Raw genomic sequence first — 18168 nt, forward strand, 5'->3', positions numbered from 1 at the left:
TCTTGTTGGAATGGCGATTTGACTCGATCCGTCTAAGTTCTTCCCCTCCCGCTTCACTATAGACATGTTGGCGTGCGACGTGGCTAGAAAGGGAAACGCTTAAGATGTGGAGTGCCAATCGCTCCACCTCCTCTTCTCTGAGCAGTTTGTCCGGAATGACATGAAAGAATAGTATACTCTTTCAACCGAACATCGTCAGGATCAAGTTCAGCGGCCCTTATCGCGTGTGAAAAACTCCGCTCATAGGCGCCTGCATGGTGACAAAACGGCTGGCTTAATAAAAGCGATGCGATTTCATGCCATTGTGCCGTCTCTTCTATTTGAATGATTTCGACGACAAAACCATAAAGAGAGAGGTCACCTTCGTCATATCCAACTGTTAAAAACAAATCTCGCACCGTGTCGTCATCATATGTAGCAGCCATTGCAAGCACGGTCCGTACGTCTCGGCACCGGATCGCCCGTCGAAAGGCCACACGATCTAAATGCTTGAACCGTCCCATGTTTTGACCTCCTCAGTCGTCTCTCACACGTTCATATGTGCCGTATCGTACGTCATACACCTCGCGCACCGGATCAAGCGTCACGTCGTTGATCGTGACGAGCCCCTCTTCCCAAAGGACTGTCACTTCTTCACACGGATAGTCCCAAAAGATACGCTCTCGCTCTGTCGACCCACCGTGTTCGATTTCCCCTAACATCGCAAAGTCTGTCGTCGCCCCACCGCTCGTTCGATAAAAGAACATCGACTGTGTCCCATCGGGTGATTCTGATTCATAGACGAGCTCGCCCTTTGGCACACCATCGATCGTGTCGCCTGCTGTTTAGAAACGGTAGCCACCATACCCGAGCGCAGCCCAAACACATAAACTGACTAAACCAAGGGCAATCAGCCAGCCGTAATGTATGTTTTTCAAGTTCGCTCACCTTCTCGTCCGTCCAAGACTGATCGTTCTGAACGTTTCCGCTCTAGCGTTTGACCGGTCACGTTCCAATTCCCGTCTTGTTTCGGGTAGACACGAAATCTGTACCGGTCTCCGAGCCACCCGATCACATCCAACGTATAGAGTGAATCCCAGTGCAACTTGTACACCTGACGAGAGATTCGATACCCTCTCGGAAAGGAACGATCGAACGACGATGCATCGACCTCTATGACGGATTGCCGTTTCATCCAGCGACGTTTGCCATGGATGTCATAAAAATCGACCCATATGCTCGCTTTGTCCTCTTTTATCGAGACAATCAAGTTCGCTCGAATCGTCTCGTTCTTATTTATCGCACGCATCAAGTTTGCTTCGAACGTATAGTCGTGACGCTCGACGTGATCGCGCAACGTATGTAGGACGTCTGGTGTGAAGACGTTCGGTGCACAGAAGCGTAATGCGTGCTCCAACTCGGTCAGCGCCCGTTCCGGAGTGACCTCTTTATCGATTGGTAACACATATACCGGGACAACCCCGTGCTCATACACGATGGCTTGAAGCGATTCACTCGACAACGTGTCACAACAGACAACCGTCAGCGACGCGTCACGAGGAAGTGTAAGCTTCAAGCTCCGAATCTTCTGATGAAGTAATGTAAGCAAGGCATCCAATCTAGATATCTCGCGCGTCAGCCCGTCTTGACCCAACTGTTCGATTGAAATCCTCATCGTCAACCCTCCCTTTCTCGCAGATCGTCAATCCAACGCTCGAGCTCTTTTTTCTCGTGCAAATATACACCCGGCTCTACTTGAAGGTCGACCCCGTGCAAAAACGTCAGCCCGTCCATCACACTCGCATCAAGGTGCATGTCTTCCGTCCGCTCTAATGCGTCCGCTGCCAAGTCGGAGACGTTTTCGAACGTCAGCGCGCCTGTACGGACAGCGCATAACCAATCGACAAGATCCTCGCGAGACGGGACGTTCCGGCGCCTCGGAAGTTCATCTGTCGCCAGCTTTCCTCCGTTCACCTGCTCAAAGAGTTCGATGAGTCGTTGGTTTGTCGGCGCAATGTCGAGCACCGTCTCAAGCGGCGTCCGAATCGATTTGATCTGATTGTTCATCTCATTCCATAAAAAGAGCGTCTCATCTCGTCCGTACATGAGCCAATCACCGGAAGCGTCATATCCGATTCGTTGCCCGAGCGGAGATAATGGAAGGTGTGACGCATCCTCAATAGTGAGGAGCGTCGAAGGCAGCCGTTCACCCGCAGAGGTCGTCATGGTGACGGGACACTCTTCGGTCGGGAGAAACTTTCGCACTTCTTCCCATGTCATCGTTCTGACTGCACCCAATCTTCAAACGAGGGCGCGATTTGCTCGACATGATTACCTGTCTCATGGTCAACGATGACGACTTCATTTGTCTTCAAGTCGACACAGACGAGGTCCCCGAGGAAATCTTCATATCCGATGACGGGGAGATGGTTTGGCCACGGCTCTTCCTCATCGAAAACCTCTCCTTGTACCTCGTCAAAACGGTCGCGTTCGTTTAAGAATGCGAAACGCGGCAGCCCTTCTGCATCCTTCAATCGAATTTCCGTTTCGGACGTCGGTAACAGTGCTAGCAATTTTTCTTTCGTCATATGACTACCTCCCTCTATTTTTCTTCATTTTACCTCAGCCTCCTCGAAATATGTTTTATATTCCCATTGATTCTAATTGACAACGATTTTTCATAGTGTAAAATTACACTTGTAAGTTATTGTCATAATATCCTTTTTAGTAGTCAATTGAGGTGGACCATGAATAAGAACGATTTTATCCAAACTGTTTCAAAACATATGAAATCGATTCGGATCGAGCAACAGTTTTCGCAAGAAGAAATGGCCGAGATGCTCGGCATCTCAAAAAAAACGCTCATCCAAATCGAGAAAGAACGGACTGTCGCCAACTGGGGCACGGTCGTCACGCTCTGCGCGCTCTTCAATGATAGTGATATTCTGTTAAATGAGATTGGGGACGATCCGGTCGAGTTCGTGAAATTGCTCGCCAAAGAGGTCGCCTATGAGCCGAAATCGAAGACGCTCGGCGGCCGTGTCTGGTGGAAGGTAGTCACAACGGATGGCGATTATGTGATGCAACAAAACGTCATCAGTAGCCATTACCGTATCCTCGATTCAAAAGACGTCCGTTGGTACAGCTCGTTCGATGCGGACGATGCCATGCACGTGTTGGCCAGACTCGCGCGAAATCAATGAAAGGAGCTTCAACATGAACATTAAAAAACGATGCATCGTGACGCTATCGTGCGTCTATGCTATCGCCTTTGTCTTAAACGTCATCCCTTCGGTCACGTTCCCCGATGCGACAATCGGACCGCTCCAGGCAACGGCGTCGGTCTTGCTCGTCCTTTGCATGATGGGGACGTGCGTCTTGAACGACCGGGTCGCTAAGCTTTACGTGACCGCCCTCCTGTTCGCCGGTGTGACCGTGTTCACGTTACATAGCTTTGAGACGTATGTGTACGACATCGTCATCCTTGACGCCTTGTTCGCGATTCAATATCCGCTCTACTTGTTATTCGTGACCCCACTCTTCGGGCTCAACTTCTTTTTCAACGTCGAGGCAGATTTCATCGCCTTGTTCGCTTTTTTCATCGGACTGTTCATCCTTGCCATTCATGAGATTGCGATGATGGTGTCACGGAGATCGACATGAGCCGTTAGTTGCTGATTGGATTGGCCAGTCTCATCACCGCCCTCATCCATTTCCTGCTTTCGCCGAGTCTGCCTGACATGAATGAATCGATTTGGTTAGGCGGAACAGTAGGGCTTCTCCTGTTGTCCGTCATGGGATTCAGTACCCTTCTCGGACAGAAGCATCATTGGACTTACCGCCAACGGTTCGTTGTCGGAATCGGACTGATTGTGGCTTTTGCGCTGTCATTCGGCCTCATCCTTTGGTGGGTCGTTGCGATTAACTTGAATCAAATTTAAATGGGAGGAAGCTCAATGCACTACTATATCGGGTCAGGGTTTAATAACATCGAGAACGTCAGACGGTTACGCGATCTGCTCACCGCACAAGGGCATACCCATACATACGATTGGATGCGTAATGCGCGAGCCGATTCGGTCGACGTGTTACGGGACATCGGAGAGAAAGAGCGTGACGCCATCAAGAATTCCGACTTTGTCGTCATCTTGCTTCCGGCCGGGAAAGGCAGTCACGTCGAGCTCGGGATTGCCATCGGCTCAGGCGTGCCGGTGTTTCTTCATGACACGACCGACAGTATGACGAATGTCGAGACGACGAGTACGTTCTATCACGTCGCACATGTCGTCCAGCTATCAGGTGACCTTGAAGACGTTCCGACGCAAGTCGATGCCTATTTCTCAACTAAAAGCTCATGAATGCCGATTCTCACCTTTCCTATCATTCAGCTCCCCATCCATTCCCAAGCAAAATTTTGAAATGATTTGAATTTCTTATGGTGCATCTATCAGTTTTGTGACATACTGTTCAAAATTGATTTGAACGGGGACGATTCATATGCAGACCTGGAAACAACCTTTACTTTTGCTCACCGGGGTCGGCATCTCGAACCTCGGGGCTTGGGTGTACTTCATCGCCCTCAACTTGATTGTCCTTGAGATGACGCAGTCGCCGTTCGCCGTGTCCGTCCTCTACATGCTCGTCCCGCTCGCGGCTCTCTGTGCCAACTTCTGGTCAGGTACGGTCATCGACCGCACGGATACACGACGCCTGATGATTTTGCTCGACGCGCTACGCGCCGTCGTCGTCTTCAGTCTCGCCTTCATCGACTCGCTCGCGCTCATTTACGTGCTCGTCTTTCTATTGAACATCGCCAGTTCCGTCTTTGAATCGGCGTCCCTCGTCTACATGACGAAACTCGTCCCGAGTGGCGACCGCCAGCGGTTTAACGCCATGAAGAACTTTGTTCAATCGGCTGGTTTTATCCTAGGACCAGCTATCGCCGGGCTTTTGTTTATGATTGGCAGTCCGACGCTCGCCATTCAGTTGAATGCGTTGGCGCTACTCGTCTCGGTCGGCATCCTCACGCTTTTGCCGACGCTATATACGGCCCGTGACGAAGTTGAAGTGTTCAGTGTACGCATGATCATCGAGGATTGGAAGACGGTCGTACGCTTCGCGTCGACGAAGCGCTACGTGACGCTCGTTTATAGCCTTTTCTGCGTCATGACGATTTTCATGTCCGGACTCGACTCGCTCGAGGCATCATTTGCGACGCAAGTGCTCGATTTCCCCGAGAGCCGTTACGGCTTTCTTGTCAGTGTCGCCGGAGCCGGGATTATCGCCGGATCGATCATCAATGCGACGTTCAGTGCTCGGATGACGTTGCCGTTCCTGATTAGTTTTGGTGCTGTGATGACGCCAGTGGGCTATCTCGTCTTTGCCTTCTCGGAATCATTCGTGGTCGCGTCTGTCGGCTTCTTCTTACTCACGTTCGCCCTGTCATTCGCGAACACCGGCTTCTTGTCGTTTTATCAAAACAACGTCCCGAACGAGCTAATGGGCCGCTTCTCCGGGGTGATCAGCGTCGCGGAGTCTGTCTTGATTATCAGCTTGACGTTCGGTATCGGTTTGCTCGCAGAATTTGTCGGGATCCGTTCGACGTACGTTGTCTTCTCGCTCGCGTTCTTGCTCGTCGGCTTAATCACGATCCGGGTTGCACTAGAACGTTCGAGACGTTCATTGTACGATACCGCATCATTTGAAGAAGCGTCATGAATGAACAGAGACAGTCGTTTATAGGAAACGGCTGTCTCTGTTCGTTTTACCTTGAAATATGTAAGGAATGTACTCGCTTCATTTCGAAAAATCGATAATCCGACGCCATCCCTTGTTCTATAATGAACATAAAGTGCCTTTTCTTGGTTAACCCACCTATACATGGGATAATTGTGAGGGAAAGCCTCAAACTCAAAAGATACACAAGGAGGGATGACTATGAACCGATGGACCAACGAATCGTTAAAGCTGATTGGTCTCATCTCTTCCCTGCTCATCGGAACGATACTCTATACCATCTTGCTCGTGGAAAGTGACAGCGGATTTCTCGGCTTATTGATTTTGCCGGTCATCGTCATAACTTCACTCGCCTTCGGGATGCGGGCTGGCTTGTCGATTTCTGTGACACTGCTCGTCTTTCTCTTCATCTACTTCCAATCGTTTGCCCCACTAAACGCACAAGGGGAAGTCCAGTTCTTCAATTGGCGCGGGATCGGGTTTACCACACTTCTCCTCATGCTATCTGTCGTTTCTGGCCTCGTTCACCAACTCGTGAAGCGCGTTCAGCGATTGCGATACGCACTTGAAGAACGTGCGCGACAACTGATTGCCGTTGACCCCGAAACGTGGCTCGATAACGCCGAGCGGTTTCAACTGAACGTCAACAGCGAACGTGACCGTCTCGTCCGCCATGGTGGTGCTTTCTCGGTTTCGTTCATTCAATTTGACGACTTTATGCGTTTCGAAGAGACATATGGACGCACGGAGTATGAATGGTTTTTGAATTACTTCAGTGACGAACTCCACAGGGCGACACGGCGTACGGACCAAAAATACCGAATCGCCCATGACACGTTCTCCATCATCTTTCCGTACACGTCTCCAGAGGCGGCGCAAGTTGTCCATGACCGCATCCGTCCGTTGCTCGAGGACTATGAGTTACAGAGCGGCGAGCACGTGAGACTGACATACGAGGACATGTTTTATGAAGTGACGCTTGAGAACGCCACGGTCATGGTCGATGCGATTCTTGAGAGGGCTTCATCGCTTCATTAGAATCGTTTTGACCTATAAAGCCCTTGAACGATCCGTCGGTGGACGTGATTGTTCAAGGGCTTTTTCGTAGTCTGCGTGACTCGTCTTGTCTGTACAGGAATCACGTCACACGAGAGCGAAATCAATATATAACACACCATCAAGGAGGCATGATTCCCATTTCATCGACCGTCTATAGCATTAAACCGATCCAGTCACCACGCGAACTCGACGCATCGTTCCCCGTCATGAACCAATTGCGGACCGACCTGACCCTCGCCGCCTATCGTGAGCTCGTCGCCGCCATGCGCCCGCAAGGCTATGAACTATATGCGTTATACGCAGACGATACGATCGTATCGCTCGCGGGCATAGAAGTTCGCGTCAATCTCTATCTCGAGAAGCACGTCTACATATATGACCTCGTGACGTGCGCGGACCATCGTTCGAACGGATACGGTGAGATGCTGCTTCACTTCGTCCACGAATACGCACGCGATCGTGGCGCCACTTACGTCGCCCTCGAGTCTGGACTCGCACGAACTGAGGCACACCGTTTCTATCTCGATAAGATGGGTTATACCATCACTAGCTATTCATTCCGAAAGCGATTGTAGGTATGCAAAAGGGAAGAGCCAGTCGCTCTTCCCGTCTTAATTATATCGTGATTCCAACACCAAAAACAGACTATCTTCTCCTAATTTCAGCCACTATACTAGGAAGACACGAAACAAAGGAGAGATGCCCTATGACGAACGATGCGAAACCGCTCGACCCGGGACCGTTCTTTCACGGGACGAAAGCCGAGCTGAAGCTTGGAGAGTTACTGGAACCGCGTCGCGATTCGAACTATCATGACAGGCAGTCGGACCACATCTATTTCACGGCCACCCTTGACGCCGCCAAATGGGGCGCTGAGCTCGCGAAGTCTGACGCCCGAGAGCGCATTTATCTCGTTGAACCGACCGGTGACTTCGAGAACGACCCGAACTTGACGGACAAACGCTTCCCCGGCAATCCGACCCGGTCGTACCGCTCGAGCGAACCGATCAAAGTCGTGGCCGAACTCGGGGTGTGGGAACGCCATTCCGTCGAACAGATCGACCAGATGCGCGCCGCGCTTGCGAAGCTCCGTCTAGAAGGGAAAGATGTCATTGAAGACTGACATGAAGGAGAAGTACATTGAAGAAATCGTATCAGAAACGTAAATGGCTCATCCTTGTCTTTACCGTCTTCGGATTATTGTATGCGACGACGTATATCCCGCAACGCGTCATCACGACAACGCCATCGAGCGTGGCTCGCATCCACGTATTTGACGGTCAGAGCGGTTATGAGCTCGACTTGAGTGACCGAGACGACATCAACGCCGTCATGCAAAATTTAAATGATGTCACGTTCCAAAAAGGAAAAGTGAGCTTCGGTTATATGGGGTACTCGTACCGAGTCACATTGTATGACAAAGACGGGGATGAGCTCGATGAATTTATTGTCAATAGTGCCGACACCGTCCGTTACCGCGGCTTCTTTTACACGGCGAAATCAGGAAGAATCGACTATGACATGCTTGATGAATGGATGCAAGAGCTCAAATCATACCCCGAAGATTGATGCCTTTAAGTTTCTTCTATTCATGAGTTGCAAAAACGGATGGGATCAGTAACTGATTCCATCCGTTCTCTTTTGGTTCCCCTGTTGAAGCGCACCATCCGCATGAACGAGCGTGAACGGATCGGCGAGCGAGGCCGCTGCCGCCTCTGCTTGCGAGACCGTCTCATCGACCACGATCACTTCATGACGCCGTAACCGGAAAGCCCGCTCGAGTCGGCTCGTCAACAAATTGCTGAGGAAGACGAGCAAGGACAGTCCGATGGCCGGGACGAGGAAGATATGACTCGTCATCCAAGTCGTCGCCGTGAACTGCTTGAAATAATACCCGAACATTGACGACCATTCGAATAGCGTCGGCATGACCCCTTCAAACAAGAACACGGTTCCTCCGAAGAAGACACCGAACAACGACAGATGGATGAGTAACATCAACGTCTGCACGAACTGTTGCATGAAGACGATCACCAATGTCGGGACGAGGTGCGGCCACAGATGTCGTCTCGTCCGATGCCAGACGCCGCCTCCTAACGTTTCAGCGACGACCATGAACTCTTGTTTCAGCAGTTGCCTCACTTCTGTGATCAAATATAGCGTGACAGCAGGTAACCCGAGTAGGATGAAGACGGTGAGCTGAAGCGAGACGCGATCCACGAGCGGTGGTACCATCGTCGAGTCGGCGAACATTAATGACGAGAACAGCATCATCATCGCGAGTAACGAGATTGGTAGAATTAAAAAACCGTCCAACACCATTTTGAAGTAACGATTTAACCGCGCCCCGCGGAACGCGAGCGGAATCCCGACGAGTAACCCGAGCGCCATCCGCCCGAGCGCAACGGTCGCACAAATGCCGACCGTCCATTTGAACCCTTCAATCATCATTTGGAACAAGTCGTTCCCGGCCCGGTCCGTCCCGAGCCATTGGTCTTTCGACGGTTCAAGCGGCGGGATGCCAATCAATCGCCCTTCCTCTGAGTACCGATTCAAGAATTGATCGACTTGCCCGTCGCGAAAAATCGTATTGCTGATACTGAGTACAAGTAAGCCCATTAAAATCGTGAAGACGATTAAGAAAATCGGATCACGCATGAGTGCGCGGCGCATCAAACCCCTCCTTTCCATGCATCCGGGATAAGCCATTCCGCCAACACGTCCACGAGAAAGATCGGAATATAAACGACCAGTAAAATGACGAGGAGGATCGGCATCACCGGATTATAGACGACGAAACGGAAGATGCCTTGCACGTTGAACAAATACTCGATAATTAAAAGACTCGATAGCACCGTAATCAAATTCGAGCGGAAAAAGAGGTAGAATCGATACACCAAATTCGGGAGCAAGTGTTTCCAGAACAAGGCGGCCGGTCGGACACCTTTGGCCCGAGCCAGCTCGAGGAACGGGGTCGCTTCCTCCTCAAGGATATGCTTCGTCAACCATTTAAGGAAGAAAAACAAAATGGTGAGCGTCAGCGTCACGATCGGCAAAAAACGTATGTATTCGGCAAAGCCACCCGCGACCTCGATACGATTGAATCCCGTCTGTTTGTAGAGCGTGATGGCGAGGAATTGCGTGAAGATAAGCCAAAACAGATCCGGGACCATCTCGAGCGTCTGACTCGTTTGTTGTAGCACCGTCCGCACACGCTTCCCGCTCCGATAAAAGAAATAAGCGTAGAGTAGGGCGAACGCGACCGAGACGGCAAGTGACGTCATAAAGATGATGACGGTCTCTTTCATGAGCGGCGCGAGCGCTGGCAATAACGGTAACTCTTGTTGCGCCGTGACGTTGTAATACGTAATCTCATCAAGTTTTGTCAACTGACTGAATTGTTGCTGCAACCCGTTCCAGTAGTTCGATGGCACGAACTCGAGTTGTACGACGAGTGACGGCAAAGCACTGATCGCAATCAACACAAACAATGTGATAAAAAACTGAGCCGATTTTTGAGCAATCCAGTTCATCGTGTTCTTCCCCTTTCCAAAAATATATCGATTTCGTATAACCTTGTCGTGCTTTCATGTATGCAATCCATAATAAAGCTTATAATACGGATACTAAAGTTAAAAATATCCATATACACTGTTATGATTCTATCACAATCATCATGTGAATAAATACAATATTCCGAAAATTATTCACAAATAAAATCTTGAATCGTTAATTCATTATGCTACTGTCTATGCCCTCAACAACTCAAATGACGAACTTGCTATCACGATTATCTGATTAGAAAAGGAGACTTTCATGACCAACTTCCTCAAGTTACAATCGATCTCAATCTTACTGGCCCTCACCTTACTCATTAATATTCAGCTCCTCGCCAACAGCGGTCGTCTGTATTTGTTGATTGGTGACGGGTATGTCCTTGTCATCGCCGTGAGCGGACTCGCCTCACTCGTTTTGTTCGCGCGCGTCCTCATCAAGCTCCTACTGTTGCTCCCTATGTCACGTTGGAACTTTTTCCTTTACATCTTATGGCTTCCCTACTTAGCTTTGTTCACGTACGTGTGGACACGGCTCGTTCCTCCCCCGGGCGAGGCGGCATGGCCGAGTCCCGTCATCGGCCTCTTGATCATCGCCCTCACGCTCGTATTCCCGCTCTACGTGCTCATCGTCCATATGATTGCCCGCTCCCCAAAGAGAACGCTTCAAATCGAAGACAAGGCGTAACCGAAATCCGGTCACGCCTTGCCTGTGTTTACCATTCTTGGCGTCGCTTCTGCCACGCCACGAGTAAGATACTGATGATGACGAGCAAGAACCACGACGAGAGTTTGCCGAGGTCGACGAGCGCCCAGCCGCTCAACTGGTTCGGATACGCCCAACCGTTATAGAACGTGACGATATTCTCGGCGAACCAGATGAAGCAGGCGATCAAAAAGAAGGCGACGACGACGGGCATCGTGAAACGACGGTCGTCGAGCCGATACGTGACGATGGCCCGACCGAACGTAAGAAAGACAAGACCAATCAACACCCAGCGCAAGTCGAGCCAAATGTGGTGCCAAAAGAAGTTAAAATAGATGGCAATCCCGAGACCGAAGGCGATGAGCGGCGGCGGCATCTTCAAAAACTCGAGGTCGAGCCGACGCCACGACTGGACGACGTAGCTACCGACGCTCGCATACATGAAGCCAGCATAGAGCGGGACACCAAACAGCTTCGTCAGTGCCTCGTCCGGATAGCTCCAAGAGCCCATCTGGACTTTGAACAGCTCAAGGCCGAGTCCAATGACGTGAAACCAACTGATGACTTTTAGTTCTTCCATCGTCTCGAGCCCCGTCTTCACGAGCACAACTTGGACGACCAGACACCAGATGAGAAGGACGTCGTAGCGCGGAATCGGAAAGTCGACCCATTTCGTCAACGCGAGCGCGCCGAAGATGGCGACCGCGAAGAGGCAACTGAGCGCCTGTTCGTAGCCGAAGATGAATAAGTATCGGAGGCGTCGCATCGGATCACCTACAGTTCGATGTATTCGTAGAGGAATGACGACTCGCCGTCAAAGAAACGCGGGTCGAATAGACCGAGTCGCTCGTCTTCCTCGACAACGACAACGAAGGGTGACCATTGCTTCAGCGTGAGTGCCTCTTTATTCTCATCAAAGAGCGGAGTCAAGTCGGCGTCGTCCGCACTCGTCAATTCATATTGAAGTTCAGACGATTGATACACTGAATCACTGAAAATCCAGACAGTATCGTCCGTCTTCGTGACGACCGTGAACTGGGTCGGGATGAACGACGCCGATAATGCGACTTCTTCATGATCTTTCGCGTACGACTGATACAGGTACGCCCCTTGTGCACTTTGAATCAAGACGTGGACAAGGATAGCAGCCCAGGCGTAACGGTACACCGTGTGCCTCACGTCAGTCCGGCGCGCGATGAGCCACGCGACGAGGAAAATTCCCCAATAGACGAAGTCGACGATCGGGATGACGCCGAATGTGAGCCTAGCGTCTGACAACGGCTCAAAGTAACCCGTTCCCCAGGCGTTGAACACGTCGGCCGTGTTATGGATGAACACGGAAAGCATTGCCCAGTAAAAATAACGTGTATCGGTTACTTTAAAGAGAACGCGGACGAGCCAATAGATGAGTAGCGCGAATAGCGGGACGAGGAAAATCGAGTGCGTGATGCCGCGATGCCACATCTGATACATTCCTTCGGTGTCCCACAGCCGAGAGATGACGTCCGCATCTGGGATTTGACTCCCGACGAGCGTCGTCACGAGCAACGCGCGTTTCTCATTTTTCTGTAACTCGCGCTTATCTGCTGCCCCATATAACGTGAGTCCGAACAGCGTGTGTGTGATCGTATCCACAGTATCCCTCCTTTCTCTTTGAAAAGACACCCTCCTCAAAACGAGAAGGATGTCCTCAGTTTATTTATCTTGGTCCATTTTCATGGCGCGTCTTGCGACGACAGCGACAAAAATGACAGCGACAATCGGAATGATTAATGGCATCCAGTTCAACATCCGCCTGTCCCCTTTCTACAAGTGTCGCAAGCAGTATATCACAACTTCAAATCATTCGATTCAATGAATGCTCGCTTTCGCATATCGGCTTGCCATCGATTCGATCGTCTCACGCATATGGTCACGGAGCGTCACCGGCTCGAGCACCTCGACTTGATTGCCGAGCGACAAGAGCCAGAAGACGAACCCGTCCGATACGGCCGCATCGAAACGAATGTGGAATCGATCGTTCACTTCCGTGATCGACACATCTTCCCCAAGTTTGTCGAAAATGACCGGGAGCACCCGTTCGTCAACGGCCAGGACGACTTCTTCATCGAGCCCGTTATACATATTGAACGACTTTTGGAAGTAGTCATCCGGCAAGTGATGTTTTTGACGCGGTGAGTCGTCTTCGACGATCTCTGAGTTGACGATACGGTCGACCCGATAGTTGCGAATCTCCCCGATCGATTCGTCGATGCCGATCAAGTAATACTGCTCGTGATTCCAGTGCAAATCGATCGGATTGACGACGTACCGTTCCCCGTCACGTCGAAGCGGGAACGTCCGCTTGGCTACGTCGAACCCGACGACGTCCGTGTATTGGAACGAGATGGCTTTTTGTTCTTGAATCGCCCGTTGGATTCGGTCGATATGGTATGGGATATAGTTCACTTTCTTTTTAGGTGTCTTGATGATCGATTGGAGCGTCTCCGCTTCCGGGATGCTCGTCAAATTGCGGAGCTTGTCGACGATCTGCTCGGTCACGTCCTCAGAGATGAATTTCGCGGCGACGATTGCATCGACCATCATCCGCAGCTCATGGCTCTCGAACAAGCGGGCCGAATGCCAATATTTTTTGGCAAGACCGTTCTTCTCGAGCTCATCCTGCACCTCGAACCCCGAATCGGTCAATGCTTGGATGTCGTCTTTCACGGATTTTTTTGCTAACTTAGAAGTATCACCAATCGTAGATAAGTAGGCAAGCAGGTCCTCTAACGTCTTCGGATGATTGTCGTCCGTATGGCGTTCAAAGAACCGTCTTACTTCGAGTAACCGCTCTCGGTTGTTCACGGTATGTTCCCCTTTCATTTCTGTCTATATAATATGTATAAAGAGACATTATCATGTTATTTCCATGAAATAAAGTTATTTTCCATTACATTTCGTTTAAGGAGGCAATCGTCGCTGTGAAACATTACGCCCACGTCAACGGCACGAAAATCGAATACATCGACCGCGGTCACGGTCCTGTCGTCGTTTTGATTCATGGTACCCAATCATCGAGTCTCGAACCGTACCATGTGGACCGGCTCGTCTTGTCTGGTTTCCGGGTCATTGTCCCATCTCGACCCGGTTACGGTGAGACTCCGTACTCATTTTCGGCGACGCCGCAAGCGTTCGCCGAGAACTTGCGCCAACTCATGCATATCATGAACATCGGCGCTTATCATGTGTACGGCATCTCCGCTGGTGGTCCGACTTCGATCGAGCTTGCCTCACGAAACGACCGGGCCCTCAGTCTGACGCTCGCCGCCGCCGTGACGAGCGAGGTCGATTTCCCGTACCGTCGCTACATCAGTCGAAACATCGCCCAACCTCCATTCATTGCCGCACAGTTCGCGATGAAACAGTTCGTGTTCCGCGCGATTCAAAAACAGCCATTCGAGGCGACGGCCCGCATGATTCAGTCGACGAGCCTGCTCGCGTTAGATGCCATTCGGGATGAAGTGACGCCGTACGACATCTTCTTATTGAAACGCGTCGCCAGTCAGATGGCGTTCGGGCTCGGGGCGCAGTTTGACCTGCGTCAACGTGTCCCTGACGAGGCGTTGCTCGGGGTGACGTGCCCGACGTATATCGTCCATTCAAAAAATGACAAGGCCGTACCCGTACGACACGCCCACCATGCCAAACGGCTCATCCCGCACGCACAGCTCACGATTTTGAACAGTCCGGGTCACTTGATTTGGATCGGTCGACAAGCGCGAAAGAGCGAGCAACAAATCGAGCGTTTCATCCGTTTTAATTCGTAAGGCACCTGTTCAGGTGTCTTTTTTAGTCTGCTTCGAGTAGTTCAATCAGTCGATTGGTCACGTCTACCGGAATGAGGTAAGCCGTGTCTGTATCGTCCGCATCGTAAAGGCTGCTCTCACCGTCCAGTTCATTGAGCCAGAGGTAATAGCGGTCAGTCTCCTCGTCTTCGAAGCGGACCTCGAGATCGTATTCCGGCCCGACCACGTTGGCGATCCCCGGAATTCTCTCTGCCTCACGAAGCATATCTTCGAATACTTGAATCGCTTTCGGTTCGTCAAACGTGATGAGGTCACCCGTTTGGAATCGGTAAAACCCATCCGATTCCGAGACGGTCACAGCTTCAATCCCGTCCGTCCTAAAATCGTTCGAGCCACAACTGGTCAACGCGAACGCCATGATTGTGAATGCACCGATTCGCCTCATTGATTGCTTCAACAACCATCACCTCGTTTTAGATGTTCACTCACGCTCGAGCAATCGAATCAACTCGTCTGTAACGTCTGTCGGGACGAGATACACCGTATTCGTATCGGTCACATCCATAATGCTCGTCGGCATGCCTAGGTCGCCGAGCCAGACGTAATAGCGGTCGACCTTCTCACCTTGATAATGGACTTCCACATCATACTCAGGCGTCGCCATATTTACGATTCCCGCTTGCTGTTCTGCATTCCGAATCATGTCCGCGAACACTTTGACGTCTTCGAGCTCGTCATACGTGAGGACATCTCGTTCTTGGAACCGGCCAAAGTCGACCGACTCGGCAATTCTCACCTCTGTGACATCTTCAGCGACGAGCTCGTTCGTGTCGCAACCCCCGAGTAAGCCGACTGTCAATGCGGCTATACCCGTCATCCATTTGCCCCGACGTTTCATCTGACTCCACCTCCATATATTGTCGTCTTTCTTTACGAGTGGTAGGTGTAATTGGTTTCATCGTTAACGTCTGACAGAAAAAACTTAAGTAAAGCGCTCAGTCATCGACTCCTAGCGTCACAATCAAACGATCCGTGACGTCAGATGCCACTTTATAGACGAGGTGCGTCTCGGTGACGTTCATGAAGACGCTCGGTGTCCCTCTTCGGCCGAGCCAAAGTTGATAGCGTTCTGTCCCGTCATCTTTATAACGGATTTCAAGATCAAAATCCGGTTCACGCTGAACTGTCGTGTCCATCAACTCGTCCGCGTTGCGAAGCATATCCGCGAATACCTTGATGTCCTGCAGTCGATTGTATTCGACGAGGAACTGGTCGTTGAATCGGGTCCCTTCCAACGATTCAGCGACTTTCACATGATTCATCTCTTCAGCTTCAACTGCCTTGAATCGTTCTCTGCCATACCCATACGGTAGCGTAATTTTTCTCACTTCATTAATGAAATTCAACAGTCTGCCCATCATATTCGCCCTCCTATCTGTCTGATCATTTTACATACGCAAAACGTGTACAGAACGTTTCATTAATATCACTTTAAGCTTTTGACTTCTGCTTCTCCTTAGCCCGTTCTAAAAAGATTGGTAGCACGTTCAATCCGATTGAAGTCATCGTCAGTACCCATAGCGCACGCTCCATGCCTGGTACAACGTCCGCTAAAGCCGCCCAGTCTTCCGCTTCGACCCACATCGCAATCAAACTATATTCGGCACATAGCGTGAGTGCGGTCAGCGACAACGCAATTGCCATCGCCAGTTTGAAGTCTTTCCCAACGCTGAACGTGTACAAATTGAATAACGTCGCCCCAATCGCCAGTAATCCAAATATAATCCACATTAGAGTATCACTCTCCATTTTTTATGTAATTAATTACCTATTTTTACATTATCATAAGCAAAACATGAAATCGTTACATTTTGGAACAACAAAAAAGCCGGGCCGAAGCCCAGCTTTTTCTTATTCATACGTCCAACCAGTCAACGTCGCGGTGCCACCCTCATAGCGTAGCCCTTTGTCGAGCTCACTCGGGAACACCCGAAGCGTGGCGACGGCTTCACCGTCATTGACGAAACATTCGACGCTCGACGAATCGACGAAGAGATGGAGAGACGTGACGTCCATCACTTTCGTACGCGTCGTGCCAAATTCGGTCGCGAACGGCTCACCAGCGTTCGTCCGGTCGATCGTCAACTCACGAGACGCTTCATCGTACCGGATGACGAGCGATTCGTCTCCGACTCGAAGCAGCTCGAGCGTGAAGTCCGACCCATCTGTTGTCAACTCGAGTTCGTAGCGGTTCGGTGTCGAAGCATTCATCGCAGTCCCGGAGGCGTTGACGAATTCGTCTTGGCGTAGCTTTGTCATCGCCTTCACCGGACGTTGTTTAAGCTCACCGTTTTCAATCGACAGTTCGCGCGGTAGCGTCAAGGCGTGTGCCCAACCGAATCGGTCCGTCGGATACTCGATCTCCGGCAAGCCCATCCAACCGACGAGCACGCGACGTCCGTCATGTTCGGTCGTCTGCGGGGCATAGAAGTCAAACCCAAAATCGAGCTCTTCAAACGCGCCGTGTGTGAACGTCAACGTCTCCACATCAAGCTTCCCGATCAAGTAGCCGGATTGATAGATGTTGTGATAGCGATGTCCGTCCGGCTCGATGCCTTGTGGCGAGAATACGAGCACGTGCTGACCGTTCAGTTCGAACACGTCCGGACACTCCCACATGTAACCGAACGGGTCGAGGCCCGTCTTCACTTCTCCGAGGAACGTCCAGTCATTTAAGTCGCTTGAACGATACAAGACAACACATCCGGTCTCGTTCTCGCGCTGGGCCCCGACGATCGCATAGTAGAACCCATTCTCAAACCATACTTTTGGATCGCGGAAGTGCTCCGTATAGCCAGCCGGTACGTCCGGGATGGCGACGTTCCGTCGTTCGATCTTACCATCTCGTAACACGCCGATCAGTTGCGAGGCGTGACGCGTCCAGTCGTCCGTCCGGTGGTTACCCGTATACATGACGTGGAGTTCACCATCAGCGACAAAGCCGCTACCTGAGTAAGCGCCGTGCGAGTCTTCGGTCGTCTCCGGGACTAACGCCACCCCGCGATCAGTCCACGTGACGAGGTCCGTCGATGTGACGTGATACCAATGTTTCAGACCGTGTACCGGTCCGAGCGGGAACCACTGATAGAACATGTGGTATTCCCCGTTGAAGAAAGTGAATCCATTCGGGTCGTTGAGGAGGCCTGTCGGCGGTTGGATATGATATCCGAACCGCCACGGTGAGGCCGCCGTTTTCGTGCGGAGCGTCTCCATGTCGAGGGCACTCACGTCACGCAGCGAACGATAACGTTCCGCCTTCGTCCAAGTCATCTAAATCACTCCTTTT

At 51.1% G+C, this 18168-nt stretch carries 26 protein-coding genes; 11 read left to right on the plus strand and 15 right to left on the minus strand.

Annotation, left to right across the window (positions count from 1 at the left end; genetic code table 11):
• Positions 1 to 83: 83 nt before the first annotated feature.
• The 5 genes from P398_RS0110255 to P398_RS0110275 all read right to left on the minus strand — a co-directional run bounded on the left by P398_RS0110255 (position 84) and on the right by P398_RS0110275 (position 2567).
• Positions 84 to 503, minus strand: coding sequence for a hypothetical protein (locus P398_RS0110255; protein ID WP_029335094.1), 420 nt, complete (start codon positions 501 to 503; stop codon positions 84 to 86).
• A 12-nt stretch (positions 504 to 515) separates the two neighbouring features.
• Positions 516 to 800, minus strand: a complete 285-nt coding sequence (locus P398_RS0110260) for a DUF5412 family protein (protein WP_147287408.1) — start codon at positions 798 to 800, stop codon at positions 516 to 518.
• A 113-nt stretch (positions 801 to 913) separates the two neighbouring features.
• Positions 914 to 1654 (minus strand): hypothetical protein, encoded by a 741-nt coding sequence (locus P398_RS0110265; protein ID WP_029335100.1) that lies wholly within the window; start codon positions 1652 to 1654, stop codon positions 914 to 916.
• A 2-nt stretch (positions 1655 to 1656) separates the two neighbouring features.
• Positions 1657 to 2277 carry a hypothetical protein gene (locus P398_RS0110270; RefSeq protein ID WP_235263339.1) on the minus strand — a complete coding sequence of 207 codons (621 nt, stop codon included), beginning with the start codon at positions 2275 to 2277 and terminating at the stop codon, positions 1657 to 1659.
• Positions 2256 to 2567: an SMI1/KNR4 family protein gene (locus P398_RS0110275; RefSeq protein WP_029335103.1), complete on the minus strand. Its 312-nt coding sequence runs from the start codon at positions 2565 to 2567 to the stop codon at positions 2256 to 2258. Before P398_RS0110275 ends, P398_RS0110270 begins: the two co-directional genes overlap by 22 nt.
• A gap of 159 nt (positions 2568 to 2726) precedes the next feature.
• Here P398_RS0110275 and P398_RS0110280 point away from each other — a divergent pair, with 159 nt between their 5' ends.
• The 9 genes from P398_RS0110280 to P398_RS0110320 all read left to right on the plus strand — a co-directional run bounded on the left by P398_RS0110280 (position 2727) and on the right by P398_RS0110320 (position 8343).
• The gene (locus tag P398_RS0110280) at positions 2727 to 3182 is read left to right on the plus strand and encodes a helix-turn-helix transcriptional regulator (protein ID WP_029335105.1); all 456 of its coding nucleotides are present in this window, start codon (positions 2727 to 2729) and stop codon (positions 3180 to 3182) included.
• Positions 3183 to 3195: 13 nt separating this feature from the next.
• Complete coding sequence (locus tag P398_RS0110285; RefSeq protein ID WP_029335106.1) at positions 3196 to 3642, plus strand: hypothetical protein; 447 nt, start codon at positions 3196 to 3198, stop codon at positions 3640 to 3642.
• An 8-nt stretch (positions 3643 to 3650) separates the two neighbouring features.
• Positions 3651 to 3920 (plus strand): hypothetical protein, encoded by a 270-nt coding sequence (locus tag P398_RS0110290; protein WP_029335107.1) that lies wholly within the window; start codon positions 3651 to 3653, stop codon positions 3918 to 3920.
• A gap of 15 nt (positions 3921 to 3935) precedes the next feature.
• Positions 3936 to 4337, plus strand: coding sequence for a nucleoside 2-deoxyribosyltransferase (locus tag P398_RS0110295; protein WP_029335108.1), 402 nt, complete (start codon positions 3936 to 3938; stop codon positions 4335 to 4337).
• Between the two features lie 139 nt (positions 4338 to 4476).
• Positions 4477 to 5697 (plus strand): MFS transporter, encoded by a 1221-nt coding sequence (locus tag P398_RS0110300; protein ID WP_034799147.1) that lies wholly within the window; start codon positions 4477 to 4479, stop codon positions 5695 to 5697.
• 219 nt (positions 5698 to 5916) lie between these two features.
• A complete protein-coding gene (locus P398_RS0110305) occupies positions 5917 to 6753 on the plus strand; it encodes a GGDEF domain-containing protein (RefSeq protein WP_029335110.1) in 837 nt (278 codons plus the stop codon).
• 149 nt (positions 6754 to 6902) lie between these two features.
• Positions 6903 to 7349, plus strand: coding sequence for a GNAT family N-acetyltransferase (locus tag P398_RS0110310; RefSeq protein WP_029335111.1), 447 nt, complete (start codon positions 6903 to 6905; stop codon positions 7347 to 7349).
• 131 nt (positions 7350 to 7480) lie between these two features.
• The gene (gene arr / locus P398_RS0110315; RefSeq protein ID WP_029335112.1) at positions 7481 to 7897 is read left to right on the plus strand and encodes an NAD(+)--rifampin ADP-ribosyltransferase; all 417 of its coding nucleotides are present in this window, start codon (positions 7481 to 7483) and stop codon (positions 7895 to 7897) included.
• Positions 7898 to 7914: 17 nt separating this feature from the next.
• Positions 7915 to 8343, plus strand: coding sequence for a hypothetical protein (locus P398_RS0110320; RefSeq protein ID WP_034799150.1), 429 nt, complete (start codon positions 7915 to 7917; stop codon positions 8341 to 8343).
• A gap of 45 nt (positions 8344 to 8388) precedes the next feature.
• Here P398_RS0110320 and P398_RS0110325 read toward each other — a convergent pair whose 3' ends face one another.
• Both P398_RS0110325 and P398_RS0110330 read right to left on the minus strand, forming a co-directional pair.
• Complete coding sequence (locus tag P398_RS0110325) at positions 8389 to 9447, minus strand: ABC transporter permease (protein ID WP_051638901.1); 1059 nt, start codon at positions 9445 to 9447, stop codon at positions 8389 to 8391.
• Positions 9447 to 10307, minus strand: coding sequence for an ABC transporter permease subunit (locus P398_RS0110330; protein WP_029335115.1), 861 nt, complete (start codon positions 10305 to 10307; stop codon positions 9447 to 9449). The genes P398_RS0110325 and P398_RS0110330 overlap by 1 nt, the downstream gene beginning before the upstream one ends.
• Before the next feature lie 283 nt (positions 10308 to 10590).
• Here P398_RS0110330 and P398_RS0110335 point away from each other — a divergent pair, with 283 nt between their 5' ends.
• Positions 10591 to 11016 carry a hypothetical protein gene (locus P398_RS0110335; RefSeq protein ID WP_029335117.1) on the plus strand — a complete coding sequence of 142 codons (426 nt, stop codon included), beginning with the start codon at positions 10591 to 10593 and terminating at the stop codon, positions 11014 to 11016.
• A 28-nt stretch (positions 11017 to 11044) separates the two neighbouring features.
• Here the strand turns inward: P398_RS0110335 and P398_RS0110340 are convergent, their stop codons facing one another.
• The 3 genes from P398_RS0110340 to P398_RS0110355 all read right to left on the minus strand — a co-directional run bounded on the left by P398_RS0110340 (position 11045) and on the right by P398_RS0110355 (position 13881).
• On the minus strand, positions 11045 to 11800 hold the full coding sequence (locus P398_RS0110340) for a DUF817 domain-containing protein (RefSeq protein ID WP_029335118.1): 756 nt from the start codon (positions 11798 to 11800) through the stop codon (positions 11045 to 11047).
• An 8-nt stretch (positions 11801 to 11808) separates the two neighbouring features.
• Positions 11809 to 12669: a metal-dependent hydrolase gene (locus tag P398_RS0110345; protein ID WP_029335120.1), complete on the minus strand. Its 861-nt coding sequence runs from the start codon at positions 12667 to 12669 to the stop codon at positions 11809 to 11811.
• Positions 12670 to 12885: 216 nt separating this feature from the next.
• On the minus strand, positions 12886 to 13881 hold the full coding sequence (locus P398_RS0110355; protein WP_024370350.1) for a helix-turn-helix transcriptional regulator: 996 nt from the start codon (positions 13879 to 13881) through the stop codon (positions 12886 to 12888).
• A 116-nt stretch (positions 13882 to 13997) separates the two neighbouring features.
• Here P398_RS0110355 and P398_RS0110360 point away from each other — a divergent pair, with 116 nt between their 5' ends.
• A complete protein-coding gene (locus tag P398_RS0110360) occupies positions 13998 to 14843 on the plus strand; it encodes an alpha/beta fold hydrolase (protein WP_029335123.1) in 846 nt (281 codons plus the stop codon).
• Positions 14844 to 14865: 22 nt separating this feature from the next.
• Here the strand turns inward: P398_RS0110360 and P398_RS0110365 are convergent, their stop codons facing one another.
• From P398_RS0110365 to P398_RS0110385, 5 genes are all read right to left on the minus strand, one after another.
• Positions 14866 to 15279 (minus strand): hypothetical protein, encoded by a 414-nt coding sequence (locus tag P398_RS0110365; protein ID WP_235263341.1) that lies wholly within the window; start codon positions 15277 to 15279, stop codon positions 14866 to 14868.
• Positions 15280 to 15303: 24 nt separating this feature from the next.
• Entirely contained in the window at positions 15304 to 15720 is a 417-nt protein-coding gene (locus tag P398_RS0110370; protein WP_029335127.1) for a hypothetical protein, read from the minus strand.
• Between the two features lie 97 nt (positions 15721 to 15817).
• On the minus strand, positions 15818 to 16240 hold the full coding sequence (locus P398_RS0110375) for a hypothetical protein (protein WP_029335129.1): 423 nt from the start codon (positions 16238 to 16240) through the stop codon (positions 15818 to 15820).
• Positions 16241 to 16313: 73 nt separating this feature from the next.
• Positions 16314 to 16613 carry a hypothetical protein gene (locus P398_RS0110380; protein ID WP_024370345.1) on the minus strand — a complete coding sequence of 100 codons (300 nt, stop codon included), beginning with the start codon at positions 16611 to 16613 and terminating at the stop codon, positions 16314 to 16316.
• 120 nt (positions 16614 to 16733) lie between these two features.
• Entirely contained in the window at positions 16734 to 18152 is a 1419-nt protein-coding gene (locus P398_RS0110385; protein WP_029335131.1) for a glycoside hydrolase family 32 protein, read from the minus strand.
• Between the last annotated feature and the right edge of the window lie 16 nt (positions 18153 to 18168).

Source organism: Exiguobacterium aurantiacum DSM 6208, from assembly GCF_000702585.1.
Taxonomy (GTDB): Bacteria; Bacillota; Bacilli; order Exiguobacteriales; family Exiguobacteriaceae; genus Exiguobacterium; species Exiguobacterium aurantiacum.